Source organism: Pyruvatibacter sp., from assembly GCF_040219635.1.
GTDB lineage: Bacteria > Pseudomonadota > Alphaproteobacteria > CGMCC-115125 > CGMCC-115125 > Pyruvatibacter.
Genome location: NZ_JAVJSC010000010.1, coordinates 1 through 16,439 on the forward strand (window position 1 = coordinate 1; position 16,439 = coordinate 16,439).

The window sequence follows — 16,439 nt, forward strand, 5'->3', positions numbered from 1 at the left end:
GTCGGCATGGCCCGGGCAGTCCACGTGTGCGTAGTGACGGTTTTCCGTCTCATACTCAACATGCGCCGTCGAAATCGTGATCCCGCGCGCCTTTTCCTCAGGCGCCTTGTCAATGTCGTTGTAGTCCGAAAACGTCGCCCCACCTGACTCAGCAAGCACCTTCGTGATCGCAGCCGTCAGCGTCGTCTTGCCATGGTCAACGTGGCCAATCGTGCCGATGTTTACATGCGGCTTGGTGCGCTCAAACTTTGCTTTTGACATCTCTTTGTCTTCCTTTGATGGGCGCTGTCTCTTGCAGGCCCCGTCTTAAACTGTGTCTCAAATCGCTTACGCGGTCAGCTATGCCAGCTTCGCGCGAACTTCTTCGGATACCGCGTGCGGCACCTGCTCGTAATGGTCAAACTGCATTGAATACTGGGCACGGCCCTGGCTCATCGAGCGCAGCGTATTCACGTAGCCAAACATGTTGGCCAGCGGCACCATGGCGGAAATAACGGTGGCGTTGCCGCGTGCTTCCGTACCCGAAATCTGCCCGCGACGGGAGTTCAGGTCGCCAATGACATCGCCCATGTAATCCTCAGGTGTCACAACTTCCACGTCCATGATCGGCTCGAGAAGCACCACACCCAGATCATCAACTGCCTCACGGAAGGCAGCACGCGCCGCGATTTCAAACGCCATGATGCTGGAGTCAACATCGTGATAGGCGCCATCCACCAGCTTCACGCTGAAGTCCAGCATCGGGAACCCGGCAAGCACGCCGTTTTCACGCACGCTTTCAATGCCCTTTTGAACGCCGGGAATGTATTCCTTGGGCACTGAGCCACCAACAATCTTGCTCTCAAATTCAAACCCTTCGCCTGGATTGCGTGGTTCAAACTCAAGCTTGATGCGCGCGAACTGACCTGAACCGCCGGTCTGCTTTTTGTGGGTGTAATCCACAGTCGCCGACTTGGTGATGGTCTCACGATACGCAACCTGCGGCGCACCCACATTGGCCTCAACCTTGAACTCGCGCTTCATGCGATCAACGATGATGTCGAGGTGCAACTCGCCCATGCCCTTGATGACGGTCTGCCCGGACTCTTCGTCCGACGTAACCCGGAATGACGGGTCTTCTTGTGCCAGACGAGACAGCGCCAGACCCATCTTCTCCTGGTCGCTCTTGGTCTTGGGCTCCACGGCCACTTCAATAACCGGCTCAGGAAACTCCATACGCTCAAGAATGACCGGCTTGTTGGGATCACACAGCGTGTCACCCGTGGTCGTGTCCTTGAGGCCAGCGATAGCGACAATGTCGCCTGCGGCAGCTTCCTTGATGTCTTCCCTACTGTTGGAATGCATCAGCAGCATACGACCAACACGCTCGCGCTTGTCTTTGACGGTGTTGAGCACCGAAGAGCCGGTTTCCAGCTTGCCGGAATAAATGCGCGCAAAGGTGAGCGAGCCCACAAACGGGTCGTTCATGATCTTGAAGGCAAGCGCTGCAAACGGCTCGTCGTCATCAGACTTGCGCAGAATGTCGGCTTCGGTCTTGGGGTCGATGCCCTTAATGGCAGGCACGTCCAGCGGCGACGGCATGTAGTCCACCACCGCATCAAGCAGCGGCTGAACACCCTTGTTCTTGAACGCCGTACCGCACAGAACCGGCACGAAAATCTGCGCAATCGCGCCCTTGCGGATCAACGCCTTGAGACCGGCCTCGTCGGGCTCATTGCCTTCAAGGTAGGCTTCCATGGCGTCATCGTCAGCTTCAACAGCCGTCTCGATGAGTTTGGCGCGATACTCGTCGGCCTGGTCTTTGAGGTCTGCGGGAATGTCGGTGTATTCAAACTCGGCACCAAGGCTCTCATCCTTCCAGATGATGGCCTGCATTTTTACGAGGTCCACAACACCAACGAAGTCAGACTCGTTGCCGATGGGAAGCTGCGTCACCAGCGGCAACGCGCCGAGGCGATCAACAATCATCTCCACACAGCGGAAGAAGTCCGCGCCCGTACGATCCAGCTTGTTGACGAAGCACATGCGCGGCACGCGGTACTTGTCAGCCTGCCGCCATACGGTTTCAGACTGCGGCTCAACACCGGCCACACCGTCAAACACGGCAACCGCGCCATCAAGCACGCGCAGCGAGCGCTCAACTTCAATGGTAAAGTCAACGTGGCCCGGCGTATCAATGATGTTGATCCGGTAGCCTTTCCAGAAACATGTGGTGGCAGCAGACGTAATGGTAATGCCGCGTTCCTGCTCCTGCTCCATCCAGTCCATGGTGGCAGCGCCGTCATGCACTTCGCCGATTTTGTGCGAACGACCGGTGTAATAGAGAATGCGCTCAGTCGTCGTCGTCTTACCCGCATCGATGTGAGCCATGATGCCGATATTGCGATAGTCTTTGAGCGGTGTTGTGCGCGAAGACATGTGAGTGAGCCTCTAAAACCTAAAACTTGAAAACGGAGCCGTAAAAACGGGGCAGTCGTAAAATCAGCAGATCGCCTACCAGCGGTAGTGCGAGAAGGCGCGGTTGGCTTCCGCCATCCGGTGCGTGTCTTCCCGCTTCTTGATGGCGGACCCGCGGTTATTGGCAGCATCCAGAAGTTCACCCGCCAGGCGGTCCGTCATGGTCTTTTCATTGCGGGCGCGCGATGCAGCGATCAGCCAGCGAATGGCGAGCGCACGGCGGCGTTCGGGGCGCACTTCAACAGGCACCTGATAGGTGGCACCACCCACACGGCGTGAGCGCACTTCAACAGCAGGCATCACATTGGTGAGCGCATCATGGAACATCTGCACGGGATCCTGGCTGGTCTTGACCTGGATCTGGTCAAACGCACCGTAAACAATGCGCTCGGCAGCAGACTTTTTGCCGTCATACATCAGGCAGTTCATGAACTTGGTAACCACCTGATCGCCAAACTTGGCGTCGGGAATGATCTCGCGTTTCTCAGCGCGGTGACGTCGTGACATATCTTTAAGTCCCCTCGCCTACTTAGGCCGCTTTGCGCCGTACTTCGAACGGCGCTGTTTACGGTCCTTGACGCCCTGGGTATCCAGCACGCCGCGAATGATGTGGTAGCGAACGCCGGGCAAATCCTTCACACGACCGCCGCGGATCATCACCACGGAGTGTTCCTGAAGGTTATGGCCTTCGCCTGGAATGTAACTTGTGACTTCAAAGCCGTTGTTCAGGCGCACACGAGCCACCTTACGAAGCGCTGAGTTCGGCTTCTTCGGTGTGGTTGTGTACACGCGCGTGCATACGCCGCGCTTTTGAGGGCAGGCTTCCATCGCCGGCACCTTGGTCCGCTTGATCTGCGGCTGGCGCGGCTTGCGGATGAGCTGGTTAATCGTCGGCATAAGAGCTTTTCGACGCCTTCTCTTCAAAGTTGCCCGGACCATCCGGGCCAATCCAAAAACAACCCGGCGAACCGGGCTCAAAAATCCGTCTTTTTGAAGAAAACCTTAAAGCGCGTCATCCGGATGCGATTCTGCGCGCCACGCTGGAAGTGTTTCGCAAAAGACGAAACGCCAGCGGAACGCAAAAGCGGACCAGTCAGGCAAACCTGAGTGGCCCAAAAACGCAGAGGAACCGTGGAAAAATCCCCGGTTCGTGCTCCGGTAGTGTGCTCTTTGGCTTTCCTTAACAGCGTTTAGGCCGGGGCTGTTGCCACCTGAATCGCCTACTGCCTGCTTCAAAAAGTGGGCGGAACCTAACGATCCACCCTCTGCACGTCAAGGCCAACGGCCCACAAATCGCCGGGAAATCCCAACTAATCTGCATACCAGCCCCTCCCGCCCGAATTGACGGGAAAATCGGGGCCGCCGGACATGCCGGCGGCCCCGTTTTCAGTCTGTCAGGCTACGTCTTCTGCGCCTACGTCATCCGCGACGTCATCCGCCGCGTCATCAAGGGCCGGGGCAACAACGCCGCGGCTGTCCATGATGGTTTCGTCCCGGTTAGCCGCTTCACCCTTGAGGCGATTAAGAAGCGCGCCCGTACCTGCCGGAATAAGCCGACCCACGATGACGTTCTCCTTGAGGCCAATCAGGTGGTCCTGCTTGCCGTTAACGGACGCGTCAGTCAGCACCCGCGTGGTTTCCTGGAAGGACGCTGCGGAGATGAACGAACGTGTCTGCAGTGACGCCTTGGTGATGCCCAGCAGCACCGGGTTGGCCTGAGCGGGGGTGCCGCCTTCCGCAACAACCTTTTCGTTGATCTCGTCAAACTCGACGCGATCAAGCTGCTCTGCGTTCAGCAAGGTCGTGGAGCCGGCATCCGTTACCTCAACTTTTTGCAGCATCTGGCGAACAATCACCTCAATGTGCTTGTCGTTAATGTTCACGCCCTGCAACCGGTAAACCTCCTGGATTTCGTTGACGAGGTAGCGTGCAAGCTCCTCGACGCCCGAAATGGCCAGAATGTCATGCGGTGCCGGGTTGCCATCCAGCAGGTATTCACCCTTCTCGATGAAGTCACCTTCACGCACCGACAAGTGCTTGCCCTTGGGAATGAGATATTCCGTCGGTTCCTCGCTCTCGTCCTTGGGGCGCACAATAATGCGGCGCTTGTTCTTGTAGTCACGACCAAACTCAACAATGCCATCGCACTCGGCGATAACAGCATTGTCTTTGGGACGACGTGCCTCGAACAGCTCCGCCACACGCGGCAGACCGCCGGTAATGTCGCGGGTCTTGGCACCTTCCGTTGGAATACGCGCCAGCACGTCACCCGCATGGATTTCTGCCCCGTCCTCAACAGACAGAATGGCATCCACCGACAGCAGGTAACGGGCTTCGTTGCCGTTGGCGAGCTTCAACACCTGGCCGTTCTTGCCCTTGAGCACGATGGCCGGTTTGAGATCGGCCGAGCGCGTGGACGCACGCCAGTCGATCACAACCTTGGAGGCAATGCCGGTCGCTTCATCTGCAACTTCGCGGATGGTCACACCTTCAATCACATCCTCAAAGGCAATGATGCCGTTGCGCTCGGTGAGAATGGGAAGCGTATAAGGATCCCACTCCGCCATGCGCTGGCCGCGTTCCACCTTGTCGCCGTCCTTGATACGCAGGCGCGTACCGTAAGACAGACGGTGGGTGGCCAGTTCAACACCTTCAGCGTCAGACACCACAAGCGACGACGAACGACCCATGACAATGACGTTGCCTGATGAGTCCGTCACCAGTTCCGGGTTGGCGATGGTCACCGTGCCCGCGTGGTTGCTCTCAATGAACGACGAGTCCACCACCTGTGCCGTGCCACCAATGTGGAAGGTACGCATGGTGAGCTGGGTACCCGGCTCACCGATGGACTGCGCCGCAATCACGCCGATGGCTTCACCCATGTTGACCGGCGTGCCGCGAGCCAGGTCACGGCCATAGCACTTGCCGCACACACCGCCGCGCGTTTCGCACGTCAGCACGGAGCGGATGAGCACCTGCTGCACACCTGCTTCTTCAATCAGGTCCACAACCGGTTCAGTCATCTCCTCGCCCTTGGGCGCAATCACCTCACCGCTCACCGGATGCAGCACATCATTGGCCGGCGTGCGGCCAAGAATACGACTTCCAAGAGACGCCAGCACTTCACCGCTGTCGATAACAGCACCAACCGTCAGACCATCTTCGGAGCCGCAATCCGGCTCGATGATGATGCAGTCCTGCGCCACATCAACCAGACGACGCGTCAGATACCCTGAGTTTGCCGTCTTGAGCGCGGTGTCAGCCAGACCCTTACGGGCACCGTGAGTTGAGTTGAAGTACTCAAGCACGGTCAGGCCTTCCTTGAAGTTCGAGATGATCGGCGTTTCGATGATCTCGCCCGACGGCTTGGCCATAAGACCACGCATACCGGCAAGCTGCTTCATCTGGGCGGGCGAGCCACGGGCACCGGAATGGGACATCATGTAAATGGAGTTGATGTCCTTGGTGCGCCCGGTTTCCTCGTCAATCTGGACGGCGGAAATCTTGCCCATCATTTCTTCGGCCACGCGGTCTGTGCACTTGGCCCAGGCGTCCACAACCTTGTTGTACTTCTCGCCCTGGGTAATCAGACCGTCGATGTACTGCTGCTCATATTCGTTGGCCAGGGTCCGGGTTTCTTCAACCAGACCTTCCTTGGTTTCAGGCACCACCATGTCGTCCTTGCCGAACGAAATGCCGGCGCGGCAGGCGCGCGCAAACCCAAGCGCCATGATCCGGTCACAGAAAATCACCGTGTCCTTCTGGCCGGTGTGGCGGTACACCACATCAATCATGCCCGAAATGGCCTTCTTGGTGAGCAACTGGTTCACCAAGTCATACGGCACATTTGCGTTACGCGGCAGCAGATCACCCACCAGCATCCGGCCCGGTGTCGTGTCCACAATCATGGTCACGTCGTTGCCGTCATGGTCTTTGGTGACCCAGCGTGTTTTCACCTTTGCGTGCAGGGTCACAGCACCCGCATCAAGCGCGTGCTCGATCTCTGCCACATCAGAGAACACCATGCCCTCGCCCGGCTCGTTGTCTTTTTCGAGCGAGAGGTAATACAGGCCCAGAATGATGTCCTGCGACGGCACGATGATCGGCGTGCCATCCGCGGGGTGCAGAATGTTGTTGGTGGACATCATCAGCACACGCGCTTCAAGCTGTGCTTCAAGCGACAGCGGCACGTGAACGGCCATCTGGTCGCCGTCAAAGTCAGCGTTGAACGCAGCACACACCAGCGGGTGAAGCTGAATGGCTTTACCCTCGATGAGCGTCGGCTCGAACGCCTGGATGCCCAGACGGTGCAGTGTCGGCGCGCGGTTGAGCATCACCGGATGTTCGCGGATCACCTCTTCGAGGATGTCCCACACTTCCGGCTTTTCCTTCTCAACCAGCTTCTTGGCCTGCTTGATGGTGGCAGCAAGCCCCTTGGCTTCAAGGCGCGAATAGATGAACGGCTTGAACAGCTCAAGCGCCATCTTCTTGGGCAGGCCACACTGGTGCAGCTTAAGCTCCGGACCCACCACAATCACCGAGCGGCCTGAATAGTCCACGCGCTTGCCAAGCAGGTTCTGGCGGAACCGCCCCTGCTTGCCCTTGAGCATGTCTGACAGCGACTTCAACGGACGCTTGTTTGCACCGGTGATGACGCGGCCACGGCGGCCATTGTCAAACAGCGCATCAACAGCTTCCTGCAGCATCCGCTTTTCGTTGCGGATGATGATATCGGGCGCGCGCAGTTCCATCAGACGCTTCAACCGATTGTTGCGGTTGATGACGCGACGATACAGGTCATTGAGGTCAGACGTCGCAAAGCGACCGCCATCCAGCGGCACCAGCGGCCGCAGTTCCGGCGGAATGACCGGCACAACCGTGAGGATCATCCACTCAGGCCGGTTACCGGATTCCATGAAGGCTTCAACAACCTTCAGACGCTTGGCCAGCTTCTTGGGCTTGAGTTCGGTCGTGGCTTCGGCGATCTCGACGCGAAGCTCGGCGGCAATTTTTTCAAGGTCGAGACCCATCAGCATGTCGCGGATAGCTTCAGCGCCAATGCCGGCGGTAAAGGCGTCCTCGCCATACTCGTCCTGCGCATCCATGTACTCTTCTTCGGTGAGCAACTGGTGCAGCTTGAGCGGCGTCAGACCCGGTTCGGTCACGATGTAGCTCTCGAAATAGAGCACCCGCTCCAGATCCTTGAGCGCCATATCCAGAAGCAGGCCGATGCGCGACGGCAGCGACTTGAGGAACCAGATATGCGCAACGGGAGCCGCAAGCTCAATGTGGCCCATGCGCTCGCGCCGGACCTTTGAGAGCGTTACTTCCACGCCGCACTTTTCGCAGATGATGCCCTTGTACTTCATCCGCTTGTACTTGCCGCACAGGCACTCGTAGTCCTTCTGCGGACCAAAGATGCGTGAGCAGAACAGACCATCACGCTCAGGCTTGAACGTGCGGTAGTTGATGGTTTCAGGCTTCTTCACCTCACCGAACGACCAGGAGAAAATTTTCTCCGGCGCGGCAATTGAAATCTTGATCGCGTCAAATGTCTCAGCAACGCCTGACGGGTTGAAGAGATTGTTGAGGACTTCCTGGTTCATGAACCGCCTCTTTCAGGTATCTCCGAAGGCCTTGGGTCTGGCCGGTCGCGGAGAAGGAAAATCAAAAAGGATTGACGGTCCGGGCCGCGAGGCCCGAACCGCAAAACGCGAGACTGCTATGCGCTGTTGGTCTGCAACTCGACATTGAGGCCGAGTGACCGCATTTCCTTGACCAGCACGTTGAAGCTCTCAGGAATGCCCGCCTCGAAGGTGTCATCGCCACGCACAATGGCTTCATACACTTTGGTGCGGCCCGCCACGTCATCCGACTTGACGGTGAGCATTTCCTGCAGGGTGTAGGCAGCGCCATAGGCCTGCAGTGCCCACACTTCCATTTCACCAAACCGCTGACCGCCGAACTGCGCCTTGCCGCCCAGCGGCTGCTGGGTCACAAGCGAGTATGGGCCAATGGAACGTGCGTGGATCTTGTCGTCCACCAGGTGATGCAGCTTGAGCATGTAGATGTAGCCCACCGTCACCGGACGGTCGAACTGCTCACCCGTACGCCCGTCAAACAGCGTTGACTGGCCGGAGCCGTCCAGACCCGCTTTCACAAGCATGTCCACAACGTCGCCTTCATGGGCACCGTCAAACACCGGCGTTGCAATCGGCACACCCTTGGTGAGGTTGGTGCCAAGCTCGACGAGGCCTTCCTCGTCAAGCTCTTTGAGCGTGGGATCATCGCCATACACATTCTCAAGCGTCTTCTTGAGTTCAATGAGCTTGTTGTCAGCCTTGTAGGCCTCCAGCGCATCGCCAATCATCTTGCCCAGACCAGCACTGGCCCACCCCATATGGGTTTCCAGAATCTGACCCACATTCATGCGGCTCGGCACACCCAGAGGGTTGAGCACGATGTCCACGTGGGTGCCATCTTCCAGATACGGCATGTCTTCGATCGGGTTGATCTTGGAGATCACGCCCTTGTTGCCATGACGGCCGGCCATCTTGTCGCCCGGCTGCAGCTTGCGCTTCACCGCCACAAACACCTTGACCATCTTCATCACGCCAGGCGGCAGCTCATCGCCCCGCTGCAGCTTTTCGACCTTGTCCTCAAAGCGGGCATCAAGACGCTTCTTGCCGTCGTCGTACTGCTTTTTCAGCGCTTCGACATCGGCCATGGCCTTGTCGTTTTTAAGAGCAATCTGCCACCACTGGCCGCGCGACAACTCTTCAAGAACAGATGCCGTCACCTTGCTGTCGGGTGCCATGTCGTTGGGGCCGGACGCCACCTGCTTGTTGAGCAGCATGTCTTCCAGACGGCCAAACACGTTGCGCTCAAGGATCGCCAGTTCGTCGTCACGGTCCTTGGCGAGGCGTTCAATTTCTTCCCGCTCGATGGCAAGCGCGCGTTCGTCCTTGTCCACACCGTGGCGGTTGAACACACGCACTTCCACCACCGTACCGGAAACACCGGGCGGCAGCTTGAGCGAGGTGTCTCGCACGTCTGAGGCTTTTTCACCGAAGATGGCGCGCAGAAGTTTTTCTTCCGGCGTCATCGGGCTTTCACCCTTCGGCGTGATCTTGCCGCACAGAATGTCACCGGGATGCACTTCAGCACCGATATACACAATGCCCGCTTCATCGAGGTTGCGCAGCGCTTCCTCGCCCACATTGGGAATGTCGCGGGTGATCTCTTCAGGCCCAAGCTTGGTGTCGCGGGCCATCACTTCAAACTCTTCAATGTGGATCGACGTAAACACGTCGTCCCGCACAATGCGTTCGGAGATCAGGATCGAGTCTTCAAAGTTGTAGCCATTCCACGGCATGAACGCGACAAGCACGTTGCGGCCAAGCGCCAACTCACCAAGGTCCGTGGACGGACCATCGGCCATGATATCACCGGCCTTCACCTGATCGCCCACCTTCACCAGCGGACGCTGGTTGATGCAGGTGTTCTGGTTGGACCGCTGGAACTTACGCAGATTGTAGATATCCACGCCTGACTTGGAGTTGTCTGTTTCTTCCGTGGCGCGCACCACAATACGGGTGGCATCCACCTGATCCACAACGCCGGTGCGGCGAGCGGCAATGGCGGCACCTGAGTCATGCGCCACAACAGCTTCCATGCCGGTGCCCACCAAAGGCGCATCCGCCTTCACCAGCGGCACAGCCTGACGCTGCATGTTGGAGCCCATCAAAGCGCGGTTGGCGTCATCGTTTTCAAGGAACGGAATAAGGGCTGCGGCAACCGACACCAACTGGCGCGGCGACACATCCACAAAGCCCACCTCTTCACGCGGCATCATCAAAACGTCACCGGCGCGACGCGCCGCGATCAGTTCGTCCGTGAACGTCCCGTCTTTCTCGATCGAGACGTTCGCCTGCGCAATGGCGTAACGGCCTTCTTCCATGGCGGAGAGATACACAACCTCATCCGTCACCACGCCGTCTTTCACCTTGCGGTATGGCGTTTCAATAAAGCCGTATTTGTTGACGCGGCTATAGGTGGCCAGCGAGTTGATAAGACCGATATTCGGGCCTTCCGGCGTTTCAATCGGACAGATACGACCGTAATGGGTCGGGTGCACGTCGCGCACCTCAAAGCCCGCACGCTCGCGCGTCAGACCGCCCGGCCCAAGCGCCGACAGGCGCCGCTTGTGGGTGATTTCCGACAGCGGGTTGGTCTGGTCCATGAACTGCGACAACTGCGAGGAACCGAAGAACTCACGCACCGCCGCAGCAACCGGCTTGGCGTTGATAAGGTCCTGCGGCATCACCGTGTCGATATCGACCGAACCCATCCGTTCCTTGATGGCGCGCTCCATGCGAAGCAGGCCAACGCGGAACTGGTTTTCCATCAATTCACCCACCGAGCGCACCCGGCGGTTGCCCAGATGGTCAATGTCGTCGATTTCGCCACGCCCGTCGCGCAGGTCCACCAGCGTCTTGATGACAGAAATGATGTCTTCCTTGCGCAATACGCGCACGGTGTCTTCTGCGTCCAGATCAAGACGCATGTTCATCTTCACGCGGCCAACCGCTGACAGGTCATAGCGCTCGCTGTCGAAGAACAGGCTGTCGAACAGCGCCTGCGCCGTGTCCGGGGTTGGCGGCTCACCGGGACGCATCACGCGGTAGATGTCCACCAGCGCCTGTTCCTTGTTGGTGGCCTTATCAACGGCCAGCGTGTTGCGGATGTAACCGCCGATATTCACCTGGTCGATGTCAAGAACTTCAAACGCCTTGATACCGGCCTCGGCAAAGGTCTCGAACAGCTCTTCAGTGATCTCTTCACCGGCTTCAGCAAAAATCTCACCGGTTTCCTCATTCACCATTTCGCTGGCGATGAACTGGCCGATCAGGTTCTCCGGGGCAACCAGAAGCTCTTTTACGCCTTCTTCAAGCAGCTTCTTGCCAAGGCGCGGCGTAATCTTGCGCCCAGCCTCAATCACAACGTCGCCGGTCTTGGCGTCCACGAGATCAACCACGGGTTTGATGCCACGCATACCATCCGGGTTGAACGTCGTCTTCCAGCCGTCTTTGGCCTTCTTGTAGGAAATGCGGCCATAAAACAGATCAAGGATCTGCTCGCTGTCGAGACCCAGCGCGTAAAGCAGTGTCGTCGCCGGGATTTTCCGGCGACGGTCGATGCGGCTGTGCACAATGTCCTTGGCGTCAAACTCGAAGTCGAGCCAGGAACCGCGATAGGGAATGACGCGGGCAGCAAACAGCAGCTTGCCCGATGAGTGCGTCTTGCCCTTGTCGTGGTCAAAGAACACGCCCGGCGAACGGTGCATCTGGGAAACAATCACGCGCTCCGTGCCGTTGACGATGAACGTACCGTTCTCCGTCATCAGCGGCATGTCGCCCATATAAACGTCCTGCTCCTTGATGTCCTTGACGGACTTGGCGCCAGTGTCTTCGTCCACATCAAACACGATGAGGCGCAGCGTCACCTTCAGGGGCGCGGCATAGGTCATGCCGCGCTGCTGGCACTCTTCGGTGTCGTATTTGGGGTCTTCAAACGAATACGAAACAAACTCCAGCGTGGACGTCTCGGCATAATCCGAGATCGGGAAGACCGAGCGGAACACCGCTTCAAGGCCTTCATCCGGCTTACGGTCGGCCGGATCGGTCAGCAGGAACTGATCGTAAGACTGTTTTTGAACCTCGATGAGGTTCGGCATCTTGGTCACTTCGGGAATGTGACCGAAAAATTTGCGGATACGTTTGCGGCCGGTAAAGGACTGCGACATCAAGTGTCCTCGCACATAAGCGAATCAGGGGATGACACACCACGCAGGGCGCGCCACGAATGTGGGTCGGCAAAAACACGAGCGAAAGCCCGGCTTCACCAGCGCAGACAGGTCCTATTCGTCAAGGTTTCCCTTGTTTTCCCGAAACCCGGCATGCACGAAAGCGACGCATACGCCGGGTTTGCAAAACTGCAAACCCGGCATATGGCCACTTGAATTATTTGGGTGGACCAGAATATGGCCTGCCCAAACCGTATTATCAAGAGGCTGGCGGACATACCGCCAACCCGCCAGTCAAAACGCAGCGTGAACTACTTGAGTTCGACGGTCGCGCCGGCTTCTTCCAGCTTCTTCTTCATTGCTTCGGCTTCCGCCTTGGGCACGTCCGGCTTCACTTCCTTGGGCGCGCCTTCCACAAGCTCCTTGGCTTCCTTGAGGCCCAGCCCGGTGATGCTGCGAACTTCCTTAATGACGTTGATTTTCTTGTCGCCGGCTGACGTCAGCACAACAGAAAACTCGTCTTTTTCTTCAACAGCTTCAGCCGCAGCACCGCCACCGGCAGCAGCAACAGCAACAGGTGCTGCAGCCGACACGCCCCACTTTTCTTCGAGCATCTTTGACAGTTCAGCAGCTTCGAGCACTGTCAGGGCTGACAGGTCTTCGACGATCTGATCGAGATTAGCCATTTTGTTCGTTCCTTAGACTTCAATAAACCGCTTCTGACGGTTGAGTTTCGTGAGCGGGAAATGCGTTAAGCCGCATCGCCCTGTTCTGCTTTGGCTGCAATGACACGGGCAATCTGTCCGCCAGGTGCGGCAAGCACTCCGGCGATACGGGTTGCGGGCGTGTTGAGCATCCCCACAATTTTGCCTCTGAGCTCATCGAGAGACGGCAGTTCGGCCAAAGCCTTGATGCCGTTTTCGTCAAGCACGGTCTCGCCCATGATGCCGCCGCGAATAACGAGCTTGTCGTTTTTCTTGGCGAACTGAGCGAGAATCCGGGGCGCGGCAACCGGGTCATCTGAGATGCCGATTGCGCACGGGCCTGTAAACAGATCAGCGATCTCGTTTGCAGGCGTCCCTTCCAGAGCACGTTTTGCCAGACGGTTTTTCGTTACCCGAAAACTCGCACCGGCTTCGGCCATACTCGTGCGCAACTCGGAAAGCTGCGCAACGTTAAGGCCTGAATAGTGGGTCACCACGACCACATTGGCATCCGTAAAGATGCCGTTGAGGGTCGAGACGAGCGCATCTTTTTCAGCGCGTTCCACGTGGCTCTACTCCAACTTGTTAGGCAGGTCCGCGACTTGCGGCCCCGCCCGGTGGCAATTGCCGCTGATGCGCTGGAAAAACTCCGGGCAAATCAGCGACGCTCATTTGCCTGTCCGCCAATGCCGGGGAAAAATCCCCTCACACAACATCGGCCAGAAGCGGCCCGAAGGCCCGGCAGCTCCCTCCCCTTGCGGATTGGCAGATATGCCGGAAAAATCAGGTCGTCCCATCTACTACTGGCGGATATTAAGCCCCCGAAAAACGCGGGCACCTGTAGTCACGGACAGGGCGGGCCGGTTTCCCGACCCCCTGCCTCCGCCAAAAGGCGAAAGCAGATTTCGTCACGCACCCAACAGGATGCGCGATAGTTTTTAAGCGCTTGCGTTGAGCGTTGACGGGTCAACCTTGACGCCGGGGCCCATCGTAGAGCTGATGCTCACGCGCTTGATGTAGTTGCCTTTGGCACCGGCAGGCTTTGCCTTCTGCACCGCATCCACAAGCGCTGCGATGTTCTGGCTGATCTGCTCAGGCGTGAAGCTGGCTTTGCCAACGCCTGCCTGCAGCACGCCGGCCTTTTCAACGCGGAACTCAACAGCGCCGCCCTTGGCCGCTTTCACGGCTGCCGCCACATCCGGCGTCACCGTACCCACCTTTGGGTTGGGCATCAGGTTGCGCGGACCAAGCACCTTACCCAACCGGCCGACGAGCGGCATCATGTCAGGCGTTGCAATGCACTTGTCGAAGTCGATCTTGCCGCCCTGGATTTCTTCCATCAGGTCTTCGGCGCCCACAATATCGGCACCGGCTGCCTTGGCTTCGTCCGCCTTGTCGCCCTTGGCAAACACAGCAACGCGGGCTGCCCGGCCAGAGCCATTGGGAAGCTGGCACACGCCGCGCACCATCTGGTCAGCGTGACGCGGGTCAACACCCAGGTTCATGGCCACTTCAACAGTCTCGTCGAACTTGGACTTGGCAGCCGCCTTGAGAAGCGCCACCGCTTCGTCCAGCGTGTACAGCTTTTTACGATCAACGGTTTCGCGCGAGGCGATAATTTTCTTTCCTGATTTTGCCATGATTTAGCCCACCACCTCGATACCCATTGAGCGCGCGGAGCCTGCGATAATCAGTGCAGCGGCATCAATGTCGTTTGCGTTCAGGTCAGTCAGCTTTTCTTCGGCAATCTCGCGGACCTGCTTCATGGTTACCTTGCCGGCAACTTCAGCGCCCGGCTTGGACGACCCCTTGTTCAGCTTCGCAGCCTTCTTGAGGTAGTAGCTTGCCGGCGGCTTCTTGGTTTCAAACGTAAACGACTTGTCCTGGAAGATCGTGATGATCGTGGGGACGGGCATCCCGTTTTCCATGCCCTGCGTCTTGGCGTTGAACGCCTTGCAGAATTCCATGATGTTGAGGCCGCGCTGACCCAGCGCCGGGCCGATGGGGGGCGACGGATTGGCCGCACCCGCGGGCACCTGAAGTTTCAGGTAGCCGATAATCTTCTTCGCCATGTTAGCTCCTTCACGCGGCCATAAAACCGCCTGCTAGATAGAAGGGCCGTGGTGCGGTACTGGCTGTACCTCCCACGGAAAACGCCCCAACCCCGCCCAAAAAACCAGACAGGAAAGAGGCGCTTACTCAAGTAGGCGCACGAGATACGCCAAAAGCCGCGTCATTGCTAGAGCCCGGCCGCATTTTTTGAGCCCGGCCAGCATCAGGCCAGACGCCGGGACCGCGCACTAGGTCTTGTCCACCTGCGCGTATTCAAGCTCAACCGGCGTCGGGCGACCAAAGATCGACACTGCCACTTTCAGGCGGGCACGCTCTTCGTCCACTTCTTCCACCAGCCCTGAGAACGAGGCGAACGGCCCGTCGGACACACGCACTTCCTCGCCGATTTCAAACGTGATCGAGGGCTTGGGACGATCCACGCCTTCCTGCACCTGATTGACGATACGGTCCACTTCCGCCTGGCTGACCGGCTGCGGCTTGGACTCCGACCCCAGGAACCCCGTCACTTTGGGGGTATTCTTCACCAGATGAAACGCTTCGTCCGTCAGGTCCATTTTCACCAGCACATAACCGGGAAAGAACTTGCGCTCGGTGTTGACCTTCTGGCCGCGGCGCACTTCCACCACTTCCTCGGTCGGCACCAGAATCTCCTCGAAGCAATCCTCGAGGCCCTGCCGAACGGCCTGTTCCCTGATGCTCTCCGCAACCTTCTTTTCAAAGTTGGAGTAGCTGTGAACGATGTACCAACGATGCGCCATGTGCGCGGGTATCCTTTTTTGGTGAGCGGAGAAGTTTAAAGCAGTCTAGATACTGACACTCAGCAACAACTGCACGCCCCAGCTCAAAATCATGTCTGCGAGAAAGAAGAAGATGGACGCCAGCGCAACCATGATGAAGACCATCACGGTCGTAATCGCGGTCTCACGGCGGGTTGGCCACGTCACCTTCGAGGTTTCAGCCCGCACCTGCTGAGCAAACTGAAGCGGCCCGGTCTTCTTCTTGGTCGTTACGTCTTTTGCCACGCTCTTGCGCCTTTAATCATCTTCATGAGGCCACTGAAAAAGTCAGTGCCCGCTCTGCCCGCCTCACCTACCGATGCCGGTGCGGCTGGCAGGAGTGGAGGGACTCGAACCCCCAACCCCCGGTTTTGGAGACCGGTGCTCTGCCAGTTGAGCTACACTCCTAAACCAGCAGGCGCCTAAACACAGCGCCTGCAATAACCGCGTTACTCGATAATATTTGCCACGACGCCCGCGCCTACGGTGCGGCCGCCTTCACGGATGGCGAAGCGCAGCTTCTCTTCCATCGCGATCGGCACGATCAGCTCAACAAGCATCTCGCAGTTGTCGCCCGGCATAACCATTTCCGTGCCTTCGGGAAGCGACACAACACCCGTCACA

General features: G+C 58.1%; 13 protein-coding genes and 1 tRNA gene. All 14 read right to left on the minus strand.

Annotated elements, in window-relative coordinates; genetic code table 11:
- The coding region (locus RIB87_RS15200; RefSeq protein WP_350147036.1) for a GTP-binding protein at positions 1-261 on the minus strand (261 nt) is incomplete at its 3' end.
- 78 nt (positions 262-339) lie between these two features.
- On the minus strand, positions 340-2,418 hold the full coding sequence (gene fusA / locus RIB87_RS15205; protein ID WP_350148249.1) for an elongation factor G: 2,079 nt from the start codon (positions 2,416-2,418) through the stop codon (positions 340-342).
- A gap of 75 nt (positions 2,419-2,493) precedes the next feature.
- Positions 2,494-2,964: a 30S ribosomal protein S7 gene (rpsG, locus tag RIB87_RS15210; RefSeq protein ID WP_350148252.1), complete on the minus strand. Its 471-nt coding sequence runs from the start codon at positions 2,962-2,964 to the stop codon at positions 2,494-2,496.
- A gap of 18 nt (positions 2,965-2,982) precedes the next feature.
- On the minus strand, positions 2,983-3,354 hold the full coding sequence (gene rpsL, locus RIB87_RS15215; protein WP_348138883.1) for a 30S ribosomal protein S12: 372 nt from the start codon (positions 3,352-3,354) through the stop codon (positions 2,983-2,985).
- A 497-nt stretch (positions 3,355-3,851) separates the two neighbouring features.
- Positions 3,852-8,063 carry a DNA-directed RNA polymerase subunit beta' gene (gene rpoC, locus RIB87_RS15220; RefSeq protein ID WP_350148255.1) on the minus strand — a complete coding sequence of 1,404 codons (4,212 nt, stop codon included), beginning with the start codon at positions 8,061-8,063 and terminating at the stop codon, positions 3,852-3,854.
- Between the two features lie 116 nt (positions 8,064-8,179).
- On the minus strand, positions 8,180-12,265 hold the full coding sequence (rpoB, locus tag RIB87_RS15225) for a DNA-directed RNA polymerase subunit beta (RefSeq protein ID WP_350148257.1): 4,086 nt from the start codon (positions 12,263-12,265) through the stop codon (positions 8,180-8,182).
- Positions 12,266-12,573: 308 nt separating this feature from the next.
- Positions 12,574-12,948, minus strand: a complete 375-nt coding sequence (gene rplL / locus RIB87_RS15230) for a 50S ribosomal protein L7/L12 (RefSeq protein ID WP_350148259.1) — start codon at positions 12,946-12,948, stop codon at positions 12,574-12,576.
- A gap of 65 nt (positions 12,949-13,013) precedes the next feature.
- The gene (gene rplJ / locus RIB87_RS15235; RefSeq protein ID WP_350148261.1) at positions 13,014-13,532 is read right to left on the minus strand and encodes a 50S ribosomal protein L10; all 519 of its coding nucleotides are present in this window, start codon (positions 13,530-13,532) and stop codon (positions 13,014-13,016) included.
- Between the two features lie 372 nt (positions 13,533-13,904).
- On the minus strand, positions 13,905-14,606 hold the full coding sequence (rplA, locus tag RIB87_RS15240; protein ID WP_350148263.1) for a 50S ribosomal protein L1: 702 nt from the start codon (positions 14,604-14,606) through the stop codon (positions 13,905-13,907).
- Positions 14,607-14,609: 3 nt separating this feature from the next.
- Positions 14,610-15,038: a 50S ribosomal protein L11 gene (rplK, locus tag RIB87_RS15245; RefSeq protein ID WP_350148265.1), complete on the minus strand. Its 429-nt coding sequence runs from the start codon at positions 15,036-15,038 to the stop codon at positions 14,610-14,612.
- A gap of 228 nt (positions 15,039-15,266) precedes the next feature.
- Positions 15,267-15,797, minus strand: a complete 531-nt coding sequence (nusG, locus tag RIB87_RS15250; protein WP_350148267.1) for a transcription termination/antitermination protein NusG — start codon at positions 15,795-15,797, stop codon at positions 15,267-15,269.
- Between the two features lie 45 nt (positions 15,798-15,842).
- Positions 15,843-16,061, minus strand: a complete 219-nt coding sequence (gene secE / locus RIB87_RS15255) for a preprotein translocase subunit SecE (RefSeq protein ID WP_350148269.1) — start codon at positions 16,059-16,061, stop codon at positions 15,843-15,845.
- A gap of 86 nt (positions 16,062-16,147) precedes the next feature.
- Positions 16,148-16,223 (minus strand) — tRNA-Trp (locus RIB87_RS15260).
- Between the two features lie 41 nt (positions 16,224-16,264).
- Positions 16,265-16,439 (minus strand): EF-Tu C-terminal domain-related protein (locus RIB87_RS15265; protein WP_502943202.1); only part of this gene is annotated, 175 nt, incomplete at its 5' end.